Raw genomic sequence first — 17,208 nt, forward strand, 5'->3', positions numbered from 1 at the left:
GGTGATCAGCCGGCGAAAGCGGTGCCGAGTCTTGCGTTCGTGGCGGAGGTGCCGAGGAGCGTGTTGCCGAAGGTGGTGGTGCCGTTGGGGCTCACCACGGTCGACGGACCGGACCTGAAGTACCAGACGGACCCGGCCTTGCCGTTCTCCCCCGGCGCGCCGACGGCCAGGTCGGCCAGGCCGTCGTGGTCGGCGTCGGCGAGGTGCACGGCCCCGCCGAAGGTGTCGCCCTGTTCGGCGGCGCCCGGCACGTCGGGCGTGTTCTGCGTGACCACCTGGGCGCCGGTGCCGGTGAGGCCCTGTGCGGTGCCGCGCAGGACGACGACCGCGCCCGCGTCGGTCACGCCGTCCAGGTCCTCGCCGGGCAGGCCGGTGGCCACGTCCGGGTGCCCGTCGCCGTCGACGTCGGCGATCCGGACGTCCGTCCCGAAACCGTCACCCCGCTCGGCGCTGCCGGGCACGCCGGGGCTGTCCTGGTTGAGGAACGTGGCGTGGGCGCCGTCCGGACCGTCCGGGGTGCCGGGGATCAAGGAGACCCGGCCGCCCTTGGCGAGCGGAGTGTCGAGGTCGCTGTCGTACCCGTCGACGGCCCGGCCGACCACGATGTCGTCGACACCGTCCTGGTCGACGTCCCCGATGTCGAGGTTCTCGCCGCCCTGGAGCCGGTAGCCGTCGCCGCCCTTCACGGTGGTGTACGGCGAGAGCCCCCGCGGGGAGCCCGGCCAGTACACGACGCGCCGGGCGTCGTACTCGTCGCCGTCGTTCTCGGAGGCGGCGACGTCCGTGACGCCGTCGCCGTTGACGTCACCGGCGGCCAGGTCGAGGACGCGGCTGTCGAACTCGTCCTTGACGACCTGCTCGCCGTGGGCCGTGCCGCCGGCCCGGGTGAACGGGCCGTTCAGCACACGCAGATCGTGCTGGTTCGCCACGGTCACCAGATCCGCGGCTCCGTCGCCGTTCACGTCCCCGACGGTCAGGCGCCCCTGGCCACCGAGCCCGTCGTGGGCCTTTCCGGTGGCGAGGACGGGCCCACCGGTCAGCCCCTGGGGGCCGCCCCACAGGACCTCGGCCATCCCGGACTCGGCGCCGCCGTCGGCCGTGTCCTCACGGCCCACGCCGACGACCAGGTCCGCGTACCCGTCGCGGTCGAGGTCGGCGGTGGTGAGCGCGCTGCCGAACGCGTCGTCCGTCTCGGGACTGCCGGGCACGCCGGCCGTGCTCTGGCTGAGGACCTGCCTCGTCGTGATGTCCAGCCCGTTCTTCGAGCCGTAGACGACGGCGACGTAGCCGGCGCCCTTCTTGCCGCCGACGGTGGCGCTCGGGGCGGCCACCGCGAGGTCGGCGTACCCGTCGCCGTTCAAGTCGTCGTGGAGCTTCGTCGCGGCGGGCTCGGCGGGGCCGGCGTCGGTGGCGGCGTGCGCGGCCACCGGGGCGGTGACGGCGGCAACGACGGCGACCGCCGCCGCGACCCCGACGCCCCGGCCGATCCTGCGCTTGCTCGTGGACTGAGGCACGTACGTCAACTCCGTTGATCGCATGGGCAGTTGCTGCACGGCGAGGAACAAGATCCTCATCCGCTCTGCCCTGTACGACTCACTGACGAGCGACTTGGTTGCACCAAAATCGGTCGCGAATTTGCTCCTTGTTAACTTAGAAGGGCTCGAAGTCGTCGTATTCCCGCTGCGCCTCGTCCCGCTCGGCCTCCCGGTCCCTACGGCGCTGCACGGCCGGACGCTCCCCCTCGAACCGATGGTCCTCGCCCCGTCGGCCGAGCATCTCCGCCCCGGCCGTCAGGGACGGCTCCCAGTCGAAGACGACGGCGTTGTCCTCGGGCCCGATGGCGACTCCGTCCCCGCCGCGGGCGCCCGCCTTCACGAGCTCCTCCTCGACGCCGAGGCGGTTGAGCCGGTCCGCGAGGTAGCCGACCGCCTCGTCGTTGTTGAAGTCGGTCTGCCGCACCCAGCGCTCGGGCTTCTCCCCGCGCACCCGGAACAGGCCGTCGGCCTCGCGCTGCACGGTGAAGCCGGTGTCGTCCACGGCCTTGGGCCGGATCACGATCCGGGTGGCCTCTTCCTTCGGCTTCGCCGCCCGCGCCTTCGCGACGAGCTCACCGAGCGCGTACGACAGCTCCTTCAGGCCCATGTGCGCCACGGCCGACACCTCGAAGACGCGGTAGCCGCGCGCCTCCAGGTCGGGCCGCACCATTTCGGCGAGGTCCTTGCCGTCCGGTACGTCGATCTTGTTCATGACGACGATCCGCGGACGGTTGTCCAGACCGCCGTACTGCCGCAGCTCCTCCTCGATGATGTCGAGGTCGGAGACCGGGTCACGGTCGGACTCCAGCGTGGCGGTGTCCAGGACGTGCACGAGCACACTGCACCGCTCCACGTGCCGCAGGAACTCCAGGCCGAGGCCCTTGCCCTGGCTGGCTCCGGGGATCAGGCCGGGCACGTCGGCGATGGTGAAGACCGTCGAACCGGCCGTGACGACGCCGAGGTTCGGCACGAGCGTGGTGAAGGGATAGTCGGCGATCTTCGGCTTGGCGGCGCTCAGCACCGAGATCAGGGACGACTTGCCGGCGCTCGGGTAGCCGACGAGCGCCACGTCGGCGACCGTCTTCAGCTCCAGGACGACGTCCCGCAGATCTCCGGGTTCGCCGAGCAGCGCGAATCCGGGCGCCTTGCGCCGCGCGGACGCCAGTGCCGCGTTGCCGAGCCCGCCCCGGCCGCCCTGCGCGGCGACGAACGACGTGCCGTGCCCGACCAGGTCGGCCAGGACGTTGCCCGCCTTGTCGAGCACGACCGTGCCGTCCGGCACCGGCAGCACCAGGTCCTGGCCGTCCTTGCCGGAGCGGTTGCCGCCCTCGCCGGGCTTGCCGTTGGTGGCCTTGCGGTGCGGGGAGTGGTGGTAGTCGAGGAGCGTGGTGATCGACTGGTCGACGGTGAGGATCACGTCCCCGCCGCGACCGCCGTTGCCGCCGTCCGGCCCGCCCAGCGGCTTGAACTTCTCACGGTGAACGGAGGCACAGCCGTGACCTCCGCTACCCGCGGCGACATGCAGCTCGACGCGGTCCACGAAGGTGGTCATGGTGTGTGCCTCCAGTTACGTACGGGTTCTTCTTCTTGCGTACGGGTTGTTTCTCAGACCAACACGCGAAAGGCGGACCCGCTTCCCGTGAGGGAAGTGAGGTCCGCCTCGCGAAAGTTTCCGGTCAGGCGACCGGAACGATGTTCACGACCTTGCGGCCACGGTGGGTGCCGAACTGCACCGAACCGGCCTCGAGGGCGAACAGCGTGTCGTCGCCACCACGGCCGACGCCGGCGCCCGGGTGGAAGTGGGTGCCGCGCTGGCGGACCAGGATCTCACCCGCGTTGACGACCTGACCGCCGAAGCGCTTCACGCCGAGCCGCTGGGCATTGGAGTCGCGACCGTTCCGGGTGGACGATGCGCCCTTCTTGTGTGCCATTTCTCCTCAGTCCCTTACTTCGCAGCCGTGGGGATCTCGGTGACCTTGATCGCCGTGTACTGCTGGCGGTGGCCCTGCCGACGACGGTAACCGGTCTTGTTCTTGTAGCGCAGAATGTCGATCTTCTGCCCCTTGTGGTGGTCCACGACCTCGGCCTGGACCTTGATGCCGGCCAGCACCCACGGGTCGCTGGTCACGGCGTCGCCGTCGACAACGAGCAGGGTCGAGAGCTCGACCGTGTCGCCAACCTTGGCAGTGGAAATCTTGTCAACCTCAACGATGTCGCCGACAGCAACCTTGTGCTGGCGACCACCGCTGCGCACGATGGCGTACACGCGGAACTCACTCTCTCGCTCGGGAAACGGCACCCCCGCAGTCCAGTCACCCACGACAGCGCGCGAACGACCTCTCCCGATCACGGCCCGTGTCCGGGAGGATGAGGTTTACGGGGATGTGGCGCGCCTGACGACACGCCGACGGTCAAGGTTACGGGGCCACGGCCGAGAGGGTCAAACCGGGCCCCTCGGAGGTCAGGAACCGAGGCTGTCCCGGTAGGCCACGCACGCCTCGTACGAGGGCAGCAGCCCCTGCTCCCGGGCCTCGGCCAGGGTGGGCGCCTGCTCGTCCTTGCCGGAGAGCAGCGGGGTGATGTCCGCGGGCCAGTCGATGCCGAGGGCCGGGTCGAGCGGCTGGATGCCGTGCTCCCGCTCGGGGGCGTAGCCCTCGGAGCAGAGGTAGACCACGGTGGCGTCGTCCGTCAGCGCCATGAAGCCGTGGCCGAGCCCCTCGGAGAGGTACAGCGCGTGGTGGTCCCGGTCGTCCAGACGGACGAGCTCCCACTGGCCGAAGGTGGGCGAGCCGGTCCGGATGTCCACGACCACGTCCAGCACCGCACCGCGCACGCACTTGACGTACTTGGCCTGGCTGGGCGGCACGTCCGCGAAGTGGATGCCGCGCAGGGTGCCCCGGGCGGAGACCGACATGTTGGCCTGGGCCAGCTTCAGCGGGTGGCCGACCGCCTCGGTGAAGAGCGGTGCCTTGAACCACTCGTGGAAGCTCCCACGGCTGTCCGGGAAGACCTTCGGCTCGTGCACCCAGGCGCCGGAGATGGAAAGGGGCCGCATCACAGTGTCCTCAGCTCTTCTTCAGCTCTTCTTCCGGGGATTCGATCAGTCTAGGGACATGCCCCCGTCGCCGGGGGCCGAAGGGCATGAGGACGTGATCCGCCCCCGGTCGTCGGACCGGGGGCGGATCACTTCCTTCGTTCGGCGCGGGGCGTCAGGCCTCGTCCGCCGGGCTCGACACGGACGGGACGGACTGCTGCTCCGCCGCCGCCGTCTTCTTCGACGCCGCCTTCTTCGCGGTCGTCTTCTTCGTGGCGGTCTTCTTCGCCGCCGTCTTCTTGGCCGTCGTCGTCTTCTTGGCCGCCGTCTTCTTGGTGGCGGCCTTCTTCGCGGTGGCCTTCTTGGCCGTCGTCTTGCGGGCGGCCTTCTTGGCCGGGGCCGGCTCCTCGGACACCTCGCCCGCCTCGGCGGCGGCCGGGGCCTCGTCGGCGGTCGCGGACACGACCACGACGGCCGCCTCCTCGGACGCCGTCGGCGCGGTGGACCTGCGCACGGCACGGCGACGCGGGCGGGCCGGCGCGGCGCTCTCAGCGGGCGCCTCGGTCGCGGGCGCCTGCTCGGCAAGCGGCTCCTGTGACGTCGGCTCCTCGGACTTCGCCTCCTCCGGCTTCGCCTCCGACGCCGTCTCCGTGACCGTCACGACGGTCGCCTCGTCGCCCGCCGGCGAACCGGCCGGAGCGGACACCTTGCGGGTGGCCCGCCGCCGGGTACGGCCCTTCGGCGCGGCCTCCTCCGCGGCCGGGGCCGAAGCCTCGACCACCGGGTCCTCGACGGCCATCGGCTCGGCCTGCGCCTCGGCGGCCGGCTCGGGCAGCACCGGACGGGCGGCCTCCTGCTCGGCCGTCACGTCCTGAGCCGTCGGCGCCTGCGCCTCGGCCTGTCCGGCCTCGCTCTTCCGGCCGGACCTGACCGGTTCGGGCTTCTGCTCGGCCGTCCTGGCGGCGTCGCCGCCACGCGGCGCTCCCGCCGGAGCCGACGCCCGCCGGCTCGCCCGGCGTCGCGACCGGCCACGGCCCGGCCGCGGCCTCCGCCTCGGCGGCGCTGCTGTACAGCTCCTCGTCGGGCTCGAAGGCCGGCTCGGGCAGCGCGACCGGCTCGGCGACCTCGGCACCCACCTCCGCTTCGGTCTCCGCCTCCTGCTCGGCGGTCTCGGCGACGGCGGCCTCGTGCACGTGCGGCAGCTCGGCGGCACCGGCACGGGCACGCTTCTTGCGCTTGCCGCCGCCTCCGGAGGAGGTCGGCTGTTCCATGTGCACGATGACACCGCGCCCGTTGCAGTGGACGCAGGTCTCGGAGAAGGACTCCAGCAGCCCCTGCCCGACCCGCTTGCGGGTCATCTGCACGAGCCCCAGCGAGGTCACCTCGGCCACCTGGTGCTTCGTACGGTCACGGCCCAGGCACTCGAGCAGGCGCCGCAGCACCAGGTCCCGGTTGGACTCCAGGACCATGTCGATGAAGTCGATGACGATGATGCCGCCGAGGTCGCGCAGCCGCAGCTGGCGGACGATCTCCTCGGCCGCCTCCAGGTTGTTCCTGGTGACGGTCTCCTCGAGGTTGCCGCCCTGGCCGGTGAACTTGCCGGTGTTGACGTCGACGACGACCATCGCCTCGGTCCGGTCGATCACCAGCGAACCGCCACTGGGCAGCCACACCTTGCGGTCGAGGGCCTTGGCGAGCTGCTCGTCGATCCGGTACGTGGCGAAGACGTCGACCTCGGAGGTCCACTTCGACAGCCGCTCGGCCAGGTCGGGCGCGACGTGCGAGACGTACCCGTGGATCGTCGACCAGGCCTCGTCGCCGCTGACGACGACCTTGGAGAAGTCCTCGTTGAAGATGTCGCGCACGACCCGGACCGTCATGTCCGGCTCGCCGTACAGCAGCGTGGGCGCGTTGCCGCTCTTCGCCTTCTTCTGGATCTCCTCCCACTGCGCCTGGAGCCGCTCGACGTCCCGGCGCAGTTCCTCCTCGCTCGCGCCCTCGGCGGCGGTGCGCACGATGACGCCCGCGTCCTCGGGGACGATCTTCTTGAGGATGGACTTCAGCCGCGACCGCTCGGTGTCGGGCAGCTTGCGGCTGATGCCCGTCATGGAGCCCTCGGGGACGTACACGAGGTAGCGCCCGGGGAGGGAGACCTGGCTGGTCAGGCGGGCGCCCTTGTGCCCGATGGGGTCCTTCGTCACCTGCACGAGCACGGACTGCCCGGACTTCAGGGCGGACTCGATGCGCCGCGGCCCGTTGGCCATGCCCAGCGCCTCGAAGTTGACCTCACCCGCGTACAGGACGGCGTTGCGGCCCTTGCCGATGTCGATGAAGGCGGCCTCCATCGACGGCAGCACGTTCTGCACCTTGCCGAGGTAGACGTTGCCGACGTACGAGGTCGACTGCTCCTTGTTGACGTAGTGCTCGACGAGCACGTTGTCCTCGAGGACGCCGATCTGCGTGCGGTCGCCGTGCTGGCGGACGACCATCACGCGCTCGACGGCCTCGCGGCGGGCCAGGAACTCGGCCTCGGTGATGATCGGGACGCGCCGGCGGCCCTGCTCGCGGCCTTCCCGGCGGCGCTGCTTCTTGGCCTCCAGACGGGTCGAGCCCTTGATGGACTGCACCTCGTCGGACGGCTCGGCACTCTTTTCCCGCGGGGGCCGGGGCTCGCGGACCTTGACGACCGTGCGCTCCGGGTCGCCGTCGGTGGGCTCGGAGTCGCCCGCGGTGTCACCGGCACGGCGACGACGGCGCCGACGACGACGGCTGCTGTTGGAGCCGCCACCGCCGCCCGACTCGTCACGGTCGGCCTCCTCGGAGTCCTCCCGGTCCTCCTCGGTCTGCTCGGCGGTGTCCTCGGCGTCCTGCGCGGCCTGCTCGGACTCGGCGTCCATGGCCTCGCCCTCGGTGTCGGACTCGGCGGACTCACCACGCCGGCGGCGGCGACCGCCCCGGCGACGGCGGCGGCGCGAGCCGGCCCCTTCGGATTCGTCCTGGTCGTCGCCCTCGGCGGACTCCTCGGGCTCCTCCGTCTCGTCGACGCTGCTCTCCACGACGGCGGGCTCGGCGGCCTGGGCCGCGTCGGGCTCGTCCGCGGAACCCCGGCGACGGCGCCGACGACGCGATCCGCCGGACTGGTCCTCGCGCGCGCTCTCGGCCGCGGCGGGCTCCTCCGCCTCCTCGGGCTCATCGCTCCCGGCCGCCTCGGCGGCGGCAGCGGCGGCGGCCCGCTCCGGGGTCTGGAACTGGGGCTCGGTGAACACCGGCGCCTGGAAGAGGGCGACGGCGGGCCGCGCGCGACGCGCCGACGAGTCGCCCTCACCGGCGGTGTCCTGCGAAGCCTCGGCGGACTTGGCGGCCGTCGCGGTCTTCGTGGCCTTCGCGGTCTTCGTGGCCTTGGCCGTCTGCCCGGGCTCGGCGAAACCACTGGCGGCCCGGCGGACGACCCGGCGGCGGCGACGCGGACCGCCCTCCTCGTCCTCACCGGCCTGGGCGCCGGCCGCGACGGCTTCGGCGGTGGCCTCGGAGGGGGTGGCCTCAGCGGCGGCGGCCTCGGGGACCGAGCTCTCGGCAGCGGTGGCCCCGGACGCGCGGGCGGGCTCGGCGGCGGGGGTCTCGGCCTCGGAAGCCTTCGCCTGCTCGGCGGTCGATTCCGCCGCCTCCGCGGCAGCGGGCGCTTCGGTGACCGCGGACACCCGGCGCGTGGCACGACGCCGCGTCCGGCGCGGAGCGGCCTCCTCGGCGGGCTCCGCGGCCTCGGTGCCTTCGGCGGCACCGGCCGCGACGGGCTCGGCAGCGGTCGCCGCAGGCGCCGCCGTCGTCTCGCTCGGCTCCGCCGGAGCCGCAGCAGGCGTGGCCACCCTGCGCGTCGCACGACGCCGGGTACGCCGGGGAGCGGCGTCCTCGGACACCTCGGCGGACGCGGGGGCCTCGGCCTGCTCCGACGCCTCGGAGGCGATCGGGGCGGCGGCGCTCACCGGTACCACGGTCTCGGCGGTCTCGGCGGCCTCCGGGGACCCGACGGGCGCGGAGGCACGGCGAACGGCGCGACGCCGCTTAGGGGCGGCAGGCGCGGCCTTTTCCCCGGGCTCACCGCTCCCGGCGGCCTCGGGGGTCTCCGCCGCGGCGCCTGCCCCGATCTCCTCGATCTCTTCGAGATCCTCGGGATCCGCGACCGGTATGGCCGGCGTGACGGTCTCCGCCACAGCGTCGGAGGCGGCGCCGACGGGCGGACCCGCCGGGCGGGACGCGGCACGGCGCCGCCGGCGGGGCGGCAGGGTGTCGCTGGGGGTGTTGTTCTGTTCGGAGCCCGTGGAGGAGGACTCTGTGGGTTCGGTCGGTTCGAGCATGCGGGCTTGTCTCCCGTCAGGCTCCCGGGCGCCGCGCCTGGTCCGGCGGTGCCGGTGACGTCCGCGGCTCGCGCTGTGCGCGTCGCCGCCGTCCGGGGCGCGGGCGCCGCACGGGAGCTCTCCGTGTCCTGTCTCGCCGGTTCCGTACGCCGAATGCGTACGGCCTGGCGAAAGTCTTCTGGTCGGTGCGCTGCCCGACCCAGGTGGCTCCCGAGTACGAGGGCGGCGCTACGACGTCCGTCCCTACGCGGAACCTTCCTTACGCCGGCGCCGTCGCGGCGGCAGGCGGTTCGGCCGTTGAGCGGGCCTCCGCTGCCTCGCGGTCGGGCGCGAGCGGGTCGGTCACCGTGCCGGTCTCTTCATCGAGCAGCCCCTGCGCCAGCCTGGTCACCGCTGCGGGGACCGGCGGCGCCAGGTCGGCCACGGCGCGGAGACCGGACAGGACGTCGTCGGGTCGTACGGCAGGCGTCACGTGCCGAACAACCAGCCGCAGTATCGCACAGGGCTGGTCCGTCGGCCTATCAGCCTGCGAACCGTGCGTTTCCGTGAGGTCGGGGATCTCCAGGCTGACCACGGCGGAGCGGGCGTCGAAGGTACGGACCCCGTTCTTGGCGAGGCGCTGGACCTCGACGGTCTCGGCCGCGTTGAAGAGGTCCGCCGCGCGACGGGCCTCCTCCTGCGACACGCCGTCCAGCCGCAGCTCCCACACGGAAGCCGTGAGCCGGTCGGCGAGGCCCGAGGTGCGGGCCTCGACCGCCTCGACGATGTCGAGCCCGGTGGGCAGCGACTCGTCGAGAAGGACCCTGAGCTGCTCCGGGTCGCGGGGCGCGGTGAGCGCGATCTCCAGGTACTCCGCCTCACTGCCCGTGCCGGTGGGTGCGGCATTGGCGTACGACACCTTCGGGTGCGGTGTGAAGCCCGCCGAGTAGGCCATCGGCACCTCGGCACGGCGCAACGCACGCTCGAAGGCGCGCTGGAAGTCACGGTGGCTGGTGAACCGGAGGCGGCCGCGCTTGGTGTAGCGCAGTCGGATGCGCTGCACCGCGGGTGCGGGCGGCGGGCCTTCGGGCTGTCGCTTGCCCAGTGTCGTTCAGTCCTTCGTGAGAGCGGTCGTACTGCTACCTAGAGTACGTGCCTCGCGGCCCGAAGGTTCCCTCCGGTCGACCGGCCGCGGCTGCTTCGGCTCCCCGAAGAGCATCCGCCGGAAGTCTGCGCGGGCCTGCCGTACGGACTCACCTGCGGAGGCGAGCACCTGCCGGGTGGCGCGTCCCACACTGCGGGCGGCCTCGGCGGCCGGCCGCAGGACGGCGTCCCGCACCACGTGCCCGACGGGTGTCAGCACGCTGCGGTACACCCACCGCACCGGCTCGACGAAGATCCACCGGAAGAGGGTGCCGAGGAACCGCCCGACGGCGAGCGAGACGTACCCGGCGACGCGCCACGCGTGACCGAGGGCGTCCCGGACCTCCCGCCCGACGACAGCGAGGACCCGGCCGACCGGCACCAGGATCCAGCGCCAGAGGGCGAGCGCCGGAAGGACCAGCAGGATCCGGGTGATCCAGTGGAGGACGACGCCGATGCCGGTGACGATCATGCGCACCAGCCACACGAGGCCCTTGCCGCACCAGGCGATCGCACGCCCGACGGGCGCGAGCACCCACGCGTACAGCCACCCGGCGGGGACGACGAGGAGGTACCGCACGAGCCACGCCAGGGCCGCGTAGACACCGGTACCGATCGCGGCGAGCACGGCCCCCAGCCCCTTGAGCACCCAGATCACGGCATGCCCGACGGGCGTGAGCAGATACGAGTACACCCAGCCGAGGGCGGCCCCCACACCCCGCGCGACCCAGGCGATCGCATGCCCCACCGGAGTCAGCACGTACCGGTAGCACCACACCGCCGGCACGACGAGGAGGACGTACCCGAGCCACCCGAGCGCCTTGGCCACGGGCACCACGACATACCGCCACAGCCCCACGAACGGCCAGACGAACAGCGCCCGCCCGAGCCACAGCAGCGCCCGCCCGAGCGGCCGGAACAGCACGTCGTTCAGGAACCGCCCGGCCACGACGAGCGCGTCCCACACCATCCGCACGGGGACGACCAGCAGGAGCACGACGATCCGCACGGGAATCCGGATCGCGACGACCAGACACCCTTCGGGCGCGTCAGACTCCCGCCGAACGACCGCCTCGGAACCCTCACGGGCCGGCTTCTCCAGATCCATACCGTCGTAGACGCCTCAGCGCCCTGTCCGGATCCAGCACCGCACAGTCCTGCCCCGTTCTCCCGCAGATCCTCCACTCGGCCCCATGATCATACGACTCACCCGTCCGCGAGACGCGCCTGCAGCAACCGGGGCGACTCCTGGAAACCACGCCGCGCGTAGGCGGGAATCGCCCGGGGACTCGAATGCACGGTGACGCGCTCCAGCCCGAGTTCGCGCGCCCCGTCCAGGACGGCTTCGATGAGCCGCCCGCCCAGTCCGGCGTCCCGCGCCCCGGGTACGACGTACACGCACTGGAGGTCGCCGGAGGCCCGCCGCGGCGATCTCGGCGTGGGCACCCGCTGCACCACGGCGAGCCAGGCCATTCCGAGGACCACGCCGTCCCGCACGAGCACGGTGCACCGGTGCGACCCGGCGTTCTCCTCGGCCCAGCCGGCGAAGTGCCTGACGAAGTCCTCGCGTTCACCGACGGCCTCGCCGCCGTTCTCCACGAGCCAGTCCCATCGAAGTGCGGCCACGGCGGCCAGTTCACCGGATCGAGCCGGGCGGATGCTGACGTTCTCCATCACGGCATTGTCCGGTCGGCGGCGCCGTCCGCCTCCCAGCGCAGCAGATCCCCCGGCTGGCACTCGAGCACCTCGCAGAGGGCGGCGAGGGTCGAGAAGCGGACCGCCTTGGCGCGACCGTTCTTGAGGACGGCCAGGTTGGCGGGGGTGATGCCGACGCGTTCCGCCAGCTCACCCACGGACATCTTCCGTTTGGCCAGCATCACGTCGATGTCGACGGCGATCGGCATCAGATGACCTCTTCCAACTCGGCCCGCATCCGGGCCGCCTCGACGTCCCGCGCGACGGCCTGCGCGAGCAGCACCCGCAGCACGAGCACGACCAGTTCCCCATCACCACTCCTCCGATCGAACTCCGATTGAAATCTATCGAGACTCGATATGCCTCGCAAGGGGTGCCGTCCGCCCGGAGGTGAGAGGGTCGAAAGTGGAGCACACCGAACACGACGTGTGAAGGCACATCAGACGTGTGCCAGGCGTGGCACCGTGGGCAGGAGGCACTGAAGCACCCGACGCACCCGGACCGAGGAGGACGACAGTGGACTGGCGCGTGTTCGCACAGCAGATGGCTTCCATGTCCCGGGAACTGCTGGCCCAGGACTCGGTCGACGCCACCCTCGAACGCATCACCCACTCGGCCACGGAACTGGTGTCGGGCTGCGACGCGGCCGGCATCCTCCTCCTGCACGGCAAGAAGGTGGAGACGCTCGCACCCACCCATGACCTGGTCACCGAGAGCGACCGGCTCCAGGAGCTCCTCGCGGAGGGCCCCTGCTTCGACGCGGCGCGCGGCGACACCGGCGAACGGGTCTTCCGCATCTACGACTTCACCCACGAGGTGCCCCGCTGGCCCCGGTACGCCTCACGGGCCGAGGAACTGGGCGTGGGCAGCATGATGGGCTTCCTGCTGTACACCGAGGAGGAAGAGCTCGGCGCCCTCAACCTCTACTCCGGCCGCCCCGGGGCCTTCACCGAGGACAGCGAGACCGCCGGCTGGCTGCTGGCCTCGCACGCCGCGGTCGCCTTCTCCAGCGCCCGCAGCCACGCCCAGCTGGAGCAGGCCATCGCCACACGTCACCTCATCGGCGAGGCCATGGGCATCCTCATGGGCAGCCACGACCTCACCGAGAAGCAGGCCTTCGACGTGCTGCGCCGCTTCTCACAGGACAACAACATCAAGCTCCGCGAGGTCGCCCGCCGCGTCTGCGAACGCGGCAGCCTGGGCTGACCTGCGAGGCCCGCCGAGAAGCGACCTGACGCTCAGTGCGCGTGACCGCTCGGCGCCGGCGCCGCGTTCTTGACCGTCAGCGGCAGGAGCTTCTTGCCCGTCGGGCCGATCTGGATGTGGGTGTCCATCTGCGGACACACCCCACAATCGAAGCAAGGCGTCCAGCGGCAGTCCTCGACCTCCGTCTCGTCGAGGGAGTCCTGCCAGTCCTCCCAGAGCCAGTCCTTGTCGAGGCCGGAGTCCAGGTGGTCCCAGGGGAGGACCTCCTCGTACGTGCGCTCGCGCGTGGTGTACCAGTCGACGTCCACGCCGAACGGCTCCAGGGCCTTGTCGGCACAGGCCATCCAGCGGTCGTACGAGAAGTGCTCGCGCCAGCCGTCGAAGCGGCCGCCGTCGTCGTAGACCGCGCGGATGATCGCGCCGGTGCGGCGGTCGCCGCGGGAGAGCAGGCCCTCGACGATGCCGGGCTTGCCGTCGTGGTAGCGGAAGCCGATGGAGCGGCCGTACTTCTTGTCGCCGCGGATCTTGTTCCGCAGCTTCTCCAGGCGGGCGTCCGTCTCCTCCGCGGACAGCTGCGGCGCCCACTGGAAGGGCGTGTGGGGCTTGGGGACGAAGCCGCCGATGGAGACCGTGCAGCGGATGTCGTTGGACTTCGACACCTCGCGGCCCTTGGCGATGACCCGCGTCGCCATGTCCGCGATCTGCAGGACGTCCTCGTCGGTCTCCGTCGGCAGGCCGCACATGAAGTACAGCTTCACCTGGCGCCAGCCGTTGCCGTAGGCCGTCGCGACGGTCCTGATCAGGTCGTCTTCCGAGACCATCTTGTTGATGACCTTGCGGATGCGTTCCGAGCCGCCCTCGGGGGCGAACGTGAGGCCGGAGCGGCGGCCGTTGCGCGTCAGCTCGTTGGCCAGGTCGATGTTGAAGGCGTCCACGCGGGTGGAGGGGAGGGAGAGGCCGATCTTGTCGTCCTCGTAGCGGTCCGCCAGGCCCTTGGCGACGTCGCCGATCTCGCTGTGGTCCGCCGAGGAGAGCGACAGCAGGCCGACCTCCTCGAAGCCCGTCGCCTTCAGGCCCTGTTCGACCATGTCGCCGATGCCCGTGATGGAACGCTCGCGGACCGGGCGGGTGATCATGCCGGCCTGGCAGAAGCGGCAGCCGCGGGTGCAGCCGCGGAAGATCTCCACGGACATGCGCTCGTGGACCGTCTCGGCCAGCGGGACCAGGGGCTGCTTGGGGTACGGCCACTCGTCGAGGTCCATCACCGTGTGCTTGGAGACCCGCCACGGGACGCCGCTGCGGTTCGGTACGACACGGGCGATACGGCCGTCCGGCAGGTACTCGACGTCGTAGAAGCCGGGGACGTACACCCCGCCCGTCCTCGCCAGACGGAAGAGGAGCTCCTCGCGGCCGCCGGGGCGGCCTTCCGCCTTCCAGGCGCGGATGATCGCGGTGATCTCCAGGACGGCCTGCTCGCCGTCGCCGATCACCGCGCAGTCGATGAAGTCCGCGATGGGCTCGGGGTTGAACGCGGCGTGGCCGCCGGCCAGGACGATCGGGTCGTCCGGGCCGCGGTCCTTGGCCTCCAGGGGGATCCCGGAGAGGTCCAGGGCCGCCAGCATGTTGGTGTAGCCCAGCTCCGTGGAGAAGGAGAGGCCGAGCACGTCGAACGCCTTGACCGGGCGGTGGCTGTCCACCGTGAACTGCGGGACGTCGTGCTTGCGCATCAGCTCCTCGAGGTCCGGCCACACGCTGTAGGTGCGCTCGGCGAGGACGCCCTGCTGCTCGTTGAGGACCTCGTAGAGGATCATGACGCCCTGGTTGGGGAGACCGACCTCGTAGGCGTCCGGGTACATGAGCGCCCAGCGGACGTCACAGGACTCCCAGTCCTTGACCGTGGAGTTGAGCTCTCCGCCGACGTACTGGATCGGCTTCTGCACATGCGGGAGCAGAGCTTCGAGCTGCGGGAAGACCGACGCAGCGACTTCGGCAGGCATGTCGCGCACCTTCGTGAGCTGGACTGAACTGACAGGGGTGACCATCCAGACTAACGCGACCGCGGAGCGGCCTTGTACGCCCGAAGGCCTACAGGCCCGCCGTCGCGTCCTTGATCCCGTCCCAGAAGGCGGGCAGCTCGGCCTCCACGCGCAGGGCCCGCTGCTCCTCGCGCTCGTGGAGCAGGCCGTAGGTGAAGGTGTCCTGCCCCGCCGCGTGGGCGACCGCCGACAGCTCGCGGAGGGTCTGCCGGGCCATCACGCTGTCCTGGTGTTCGCCGAGCAGGTTCTGCAGCCCCTTCATGGTCTTGACCAGGTTCTTGGCGGGTTTGCCGAGGGCCGGTTCGCCGGCTTCCGCCGCGTAGCGGGTGCGCTTGGTCTTCTTGCGGGCGTTGTGGATCGCGACGTCCCGGTCGGTGCCGGGCTCCAGTTCCCGTGCCTGCTGGATGAGCCCGGCGACCTTGCGGAAGTCCTTCTTCACGGCCTTGGCGATCACCTTGCGTGGTTTCCTGCCGGCGGCCTTGCGCAGCGGCGGGTCGGCGATCAGTGCGTCCAGGGTGTCGAGCAGGTCGAGGTAGCGGCGGGAGTCCAGGATGCCGAGGAGCCGGCCGCGGGCCCCGTGGTGCTCGGTGCTGGACCAGGTGTCGATCCGCTCGGGCACCGGGCCGTGGACCAGGTCGGCGGGCACCTCGTCGAGGGTCGCCGTGAGCCGTTCGGCGAGCACCTCCCGGTCGCGGTCCCGGCCCAGCTCGCCGGCCAGCCACTTCAGCTCGTCGCCGATCGGGTCGGTGACGGCCCGGTCGAGGACCTTGCCGAACGACTTGAGGGTGCTGCGCAGCCGGCGGGTGGCCACGCGCATGCTGTGCACGGAGTCCTCGGCGTCCCTGCGGACGGCGGGGTCGAGCTCGACGATCGCGTCGCGCTGGGCGCGCAGGTACGCGAGTACATGGTCTCCGGCGGTCACGGGCTCCCCGGCGGCGGTCGCGCGCCGTTTCCGCGGTGTCGTCTCGGCGAGGGCCCGCGCCAGCTTGGACGGCGAGGAGGACGGCCGTACGCCGGCCTTGCGCAGCCGCTTGTCCACCTTGTCGAGGAAGGCGGGGTCTCCCCCGTCGGCGAGCTCCACCTCGATCTCGGTCCACTGGGCGGTGCCCTTGCCGCCGAAGAGCCGTTCCGCCCGTACGGCGTCCACGCTCACCTCGGCGAGCGGCCGCCCGTCGTGGTCGCGGAGTTCGCGTATGTCCCGTTCGGAGCGCAGCCGCATGACGGCCACGATCTGCCCTGTGCGGACGCGCGAGCGGACCAGCGCCGCGATCTCGTCGGGGACCGCGTCGGAGAGGGGGGCCTGGATCTCGTCCCGGACGCCGGCGGCGACCGGCAGCTTGAGGTGCCAGCCGGCGTCGGAGCCGCCGGTGCGGCGGCGCAGGGTGATCGAGGCCGCGGCCAGGCGCAGGTCGGACGTGTCGTAGTAGGTGGCGTCCAGTTCCGCCACGCCCTTGTCGAGGACGTCCGCGACACCCGCGACGCCGGTCAGGTCGGGAAGCCCGCTGTCGTCGGATTCGTACTTGCGCTCGACCTCGCGTTTCGTCTCCGCCATGCAATGAATCTAATGGCTGACCGGCCGGAACGGCAGGGTGGGCGCCGCGGGAAGGGCTTCACGTTCAGGTGGTCAGCAGGGCCCGCATCTCCTCGCCGTCCGGGAACGGCGCGTCCTTCGCCGTCCGGGAGACGAGGTACACATGGGCGTCCTCGAACTGGTGGTACGACAGCGGCTCCGGGCCCTGCCCGACGATCAGCACGTTGTGTTCCAGGCGCCAGCTGACGTACCGGGTGTCGTACTTGGGCTGCCGGATGTCGTGGTTCGGCAGGCCCAGCCGGTCGGTGAAGCGCTGCACCACGGTGGCGAAGTGGGCGTCGAACTCGGGCCGCCAGGCGCCCTCCTGGCTGGTCCAGCCGGGCAGGGTGCCCCAGCAGTCCTCGTCGAGCAGTCCGCCGTCGACGGAGTAGAGGTAGGCGAACGGCAGGTGGAGCGAGCCGTCGCCGTCGCAGGTGACGAAGTGTCCCTGCGGGGTGACGTGGGTGGCGTCGGGGACATCGGGTGTGCCCTCGTACGCCGGTCCCCGCACCGCCTGTGACCAGTCGGGCCAGCCGGTCTCGCGCATCCGTTCCTCGACGGCGTCGTCGTCGGTGAGGTCCAGCTCCGCCAGCGCGAGGAGTTGGCTCACCAGTTCCTCGGTCACCGGGCACAGGGCCACGTACTCTTCGGACATTCC

Annotated in this window: 13 protein-coding genes and 2 pseudogenes; 1 reads left to right on the top strand and 14 read right to left on the bottom strand. The window is 71.6% G+C overall.

What is annotated here, in order from left to right; translation table 11 throughout:
* Positions 1-5 precede the first annotated feature (5 nt).
* The 11 genes and pseudogenes from SSQG_RS12910 to SSQG_RS43660 all read right to left on the bottom strand — a co-directional run.
* Positions 6-1,538 carry an FG-GAP-like repeat-containing protein gene (locus tag SSQG_RS12910; RefSeq protein WP_052310443.1) on the bottom strand — a complete coding sequence of 511 codons (1,533 nt, stop codon included), beginning with the start codon at positions 1,536-1,538 and terminating at the stop codon, positions 6-8.
* Positions 1,539-1,650: 112 nt separating this feature from the next.
* Complete coding sequence (obgE, locus tag SSQG_RS12915) at positions 1,651-3,087, bottom strand: GTPase ObgE (RefSeq protein WP_003990206.1); 1,437 nt, start codon at positions 3,085-3,087, stop codon at positions 1,651-1,653.
* A 124-nt stretch (positions 3,088-3,211) separates the two neighbouring features.
* On the bottom strand, positions 3,212-3,466 hold the full coding sequence (gene rpmA, locus SSQG_RS12920) for a 50S ribosomal protein L27 (protein WP_003990207.1): 255 nt from the start codon (positions 3,464-3,466) through the stop codon (positions 3,212-3,214).
* Positions 3,467-3,480: 14 nt separating this feature from the next.
* Entirely contained in the window at positions 3,481-3,801 is a 321-nt protein-coding gene (gene rplU, locus SSQG_RS12925; protein ID WP_003990208.1) for a 50S ribosomal protein L21, read from the bottom strand.
* 195 nt (positions 3,802-3,996) lie between these two features.
* On the bottom strand, positions 3,997-4,590 hold the full coding sequence (gene rfbC, locus SSQG_RS12930; protein ID WP_039932547.1) for a dTDP-4-dehydrorhamnose 3,5-epimerase: 594 nt from the start codon (positions 4,588-4,590) through the stop codon (positions 3,997-3,999).
* A 154-nt stretch (positions 4,591-4,744) separates the two neighbouring features.
* Positions 4,745-8,921, bottom strand: a pseudogene (locus SSQG_RS12935) (Rne/Rng family ribonuclease).
* A gap of 259 nt (positions 8,922-9,180) precedes the next feature.
* Entirely contained in the window at positions 9,181-9,963 is a 783-nt protein-coding gene (locus tag SSQG_RS12940; protein WP_003990212.1) for a TIGR03936 family radical SAM-associated protein, read from the bottom strand.
* 48 nt (positions 9,964-10,011) lie between these two features.
* Positions 10,012-11,151, bottom strand: a complete 1,140-nt coding sequence (locus SSQG_RS12945; RefSeq protein ID WP_003990213.1) for a hypothetical protein — start codon at positions 11,149-11,151, stop codon at positions 10,012-10,014.
* Positions 11,152-11,249: 98 nt separating this feature from the next.
* Entirely contained in the window at positions 11,250-11,717 is a 468-nt protein-coding gene (locus tag SSQG_RS12950; protein WP_039932550.1) for a GNAT family N-acetyltransferase, read from the bottom strand.
* Positions 11,717-11,947 (bottom strand): helix-turn-helix domain-containing protein, encoded by a 231-nt coding sequence (locus SSQG_RS12955; RefSeq protein ID WP_003990215.1) that lies wholly within the window; start codon positions 11,945-11,947, stop codon positions 11,717-11,719. Before SSQG_RS12955 ends, SSQG_RS12950 begins: the two co-directional genes overlap by 1 nt.
* Positions 11,947-12,042: pseudogene (locus SSQG_RS43660) on the bottom strand (DUF2975 domain-containing protein); the annotation flags it as partial. The gene SSQG_RS12955 and the pseudogene SSQG_RS43660, both read right to left, overlap by 1 nt.
* Positions 12,043-12,254: 212 nt before the next feature.
* Here SSQG_RS43660 and SSQG_RS12960 point away from each other — a divergent pair.
* Positions 12,255-12,944, top strand: a complete 690-nt coding sequence (locus tag SSQG_RS12960; RefSeq protein WP_003990217.1) for a GAF and ANTAR domain-containing protein — start codon at positions 12,255-12,257, stop codon at positions 12,942-12,944.
* A gap of 32 nt (positions 12,945-12,976) precedes the next feature.
* Here SSQG_RS12960 and SSQG_RS12965 read toward each other — a convergent pair whose 3' ends face one another.
* From SSQG_RS12965 to SSQG_RS12975, 3 genes are all read right to left on the bottom strand, one after another.
* The gene (locus tag SSQG_RS12965; RefSeq protein ID WP_039932553.1) at positions 12,977-14,941 is read right to left on the bottom strand and encodes a TIGR03960 family B12-binding radical SAM protein; all 1,965 of its coding nucleotides are present in this window, start codon (positions 14,939-14,941) and stop codon (positions 12,977-12,979) included.
* Positions 14,942-15,029: 88 nt separating this feature from the next.
* On the bottom strand, positions 15,030-16,532 hold the full coding sequence (locus SSQG_RS12970; protein ID WP_003990219.1) for a CYTH and CHAD domain-containing protein: 1,503 nt from the start codon (positions 16,530-16,532) through the stop codon (positions 15,030-15,032).
* A gap of 64 nt (positions 16,533-16,596) precedes the next feature.
* On the bottom strand, positions 16,597-17,205 hold the full coding sequence (locus SSQG_RS12975) for a hypothetical protein (protein WP_003990220.1): 609 nt from the start codon (positions 17,203-17,205) through the stop codon (positions 16,597-16,599).
* Positions 17,206-17,208 lie beyond the last annotated feature (3 nt).

Origin of the sequence: Streptomyces viridochromogenes DSM 40736, assembly GCF_000158955.1 — a bacterium.
Classification (GTDB): Bacteria; Actinomycetota; Actinomycetes; order Streptomycetales; family Streptomycetaceae; genus Streptomyces; species Streptomyces venetus.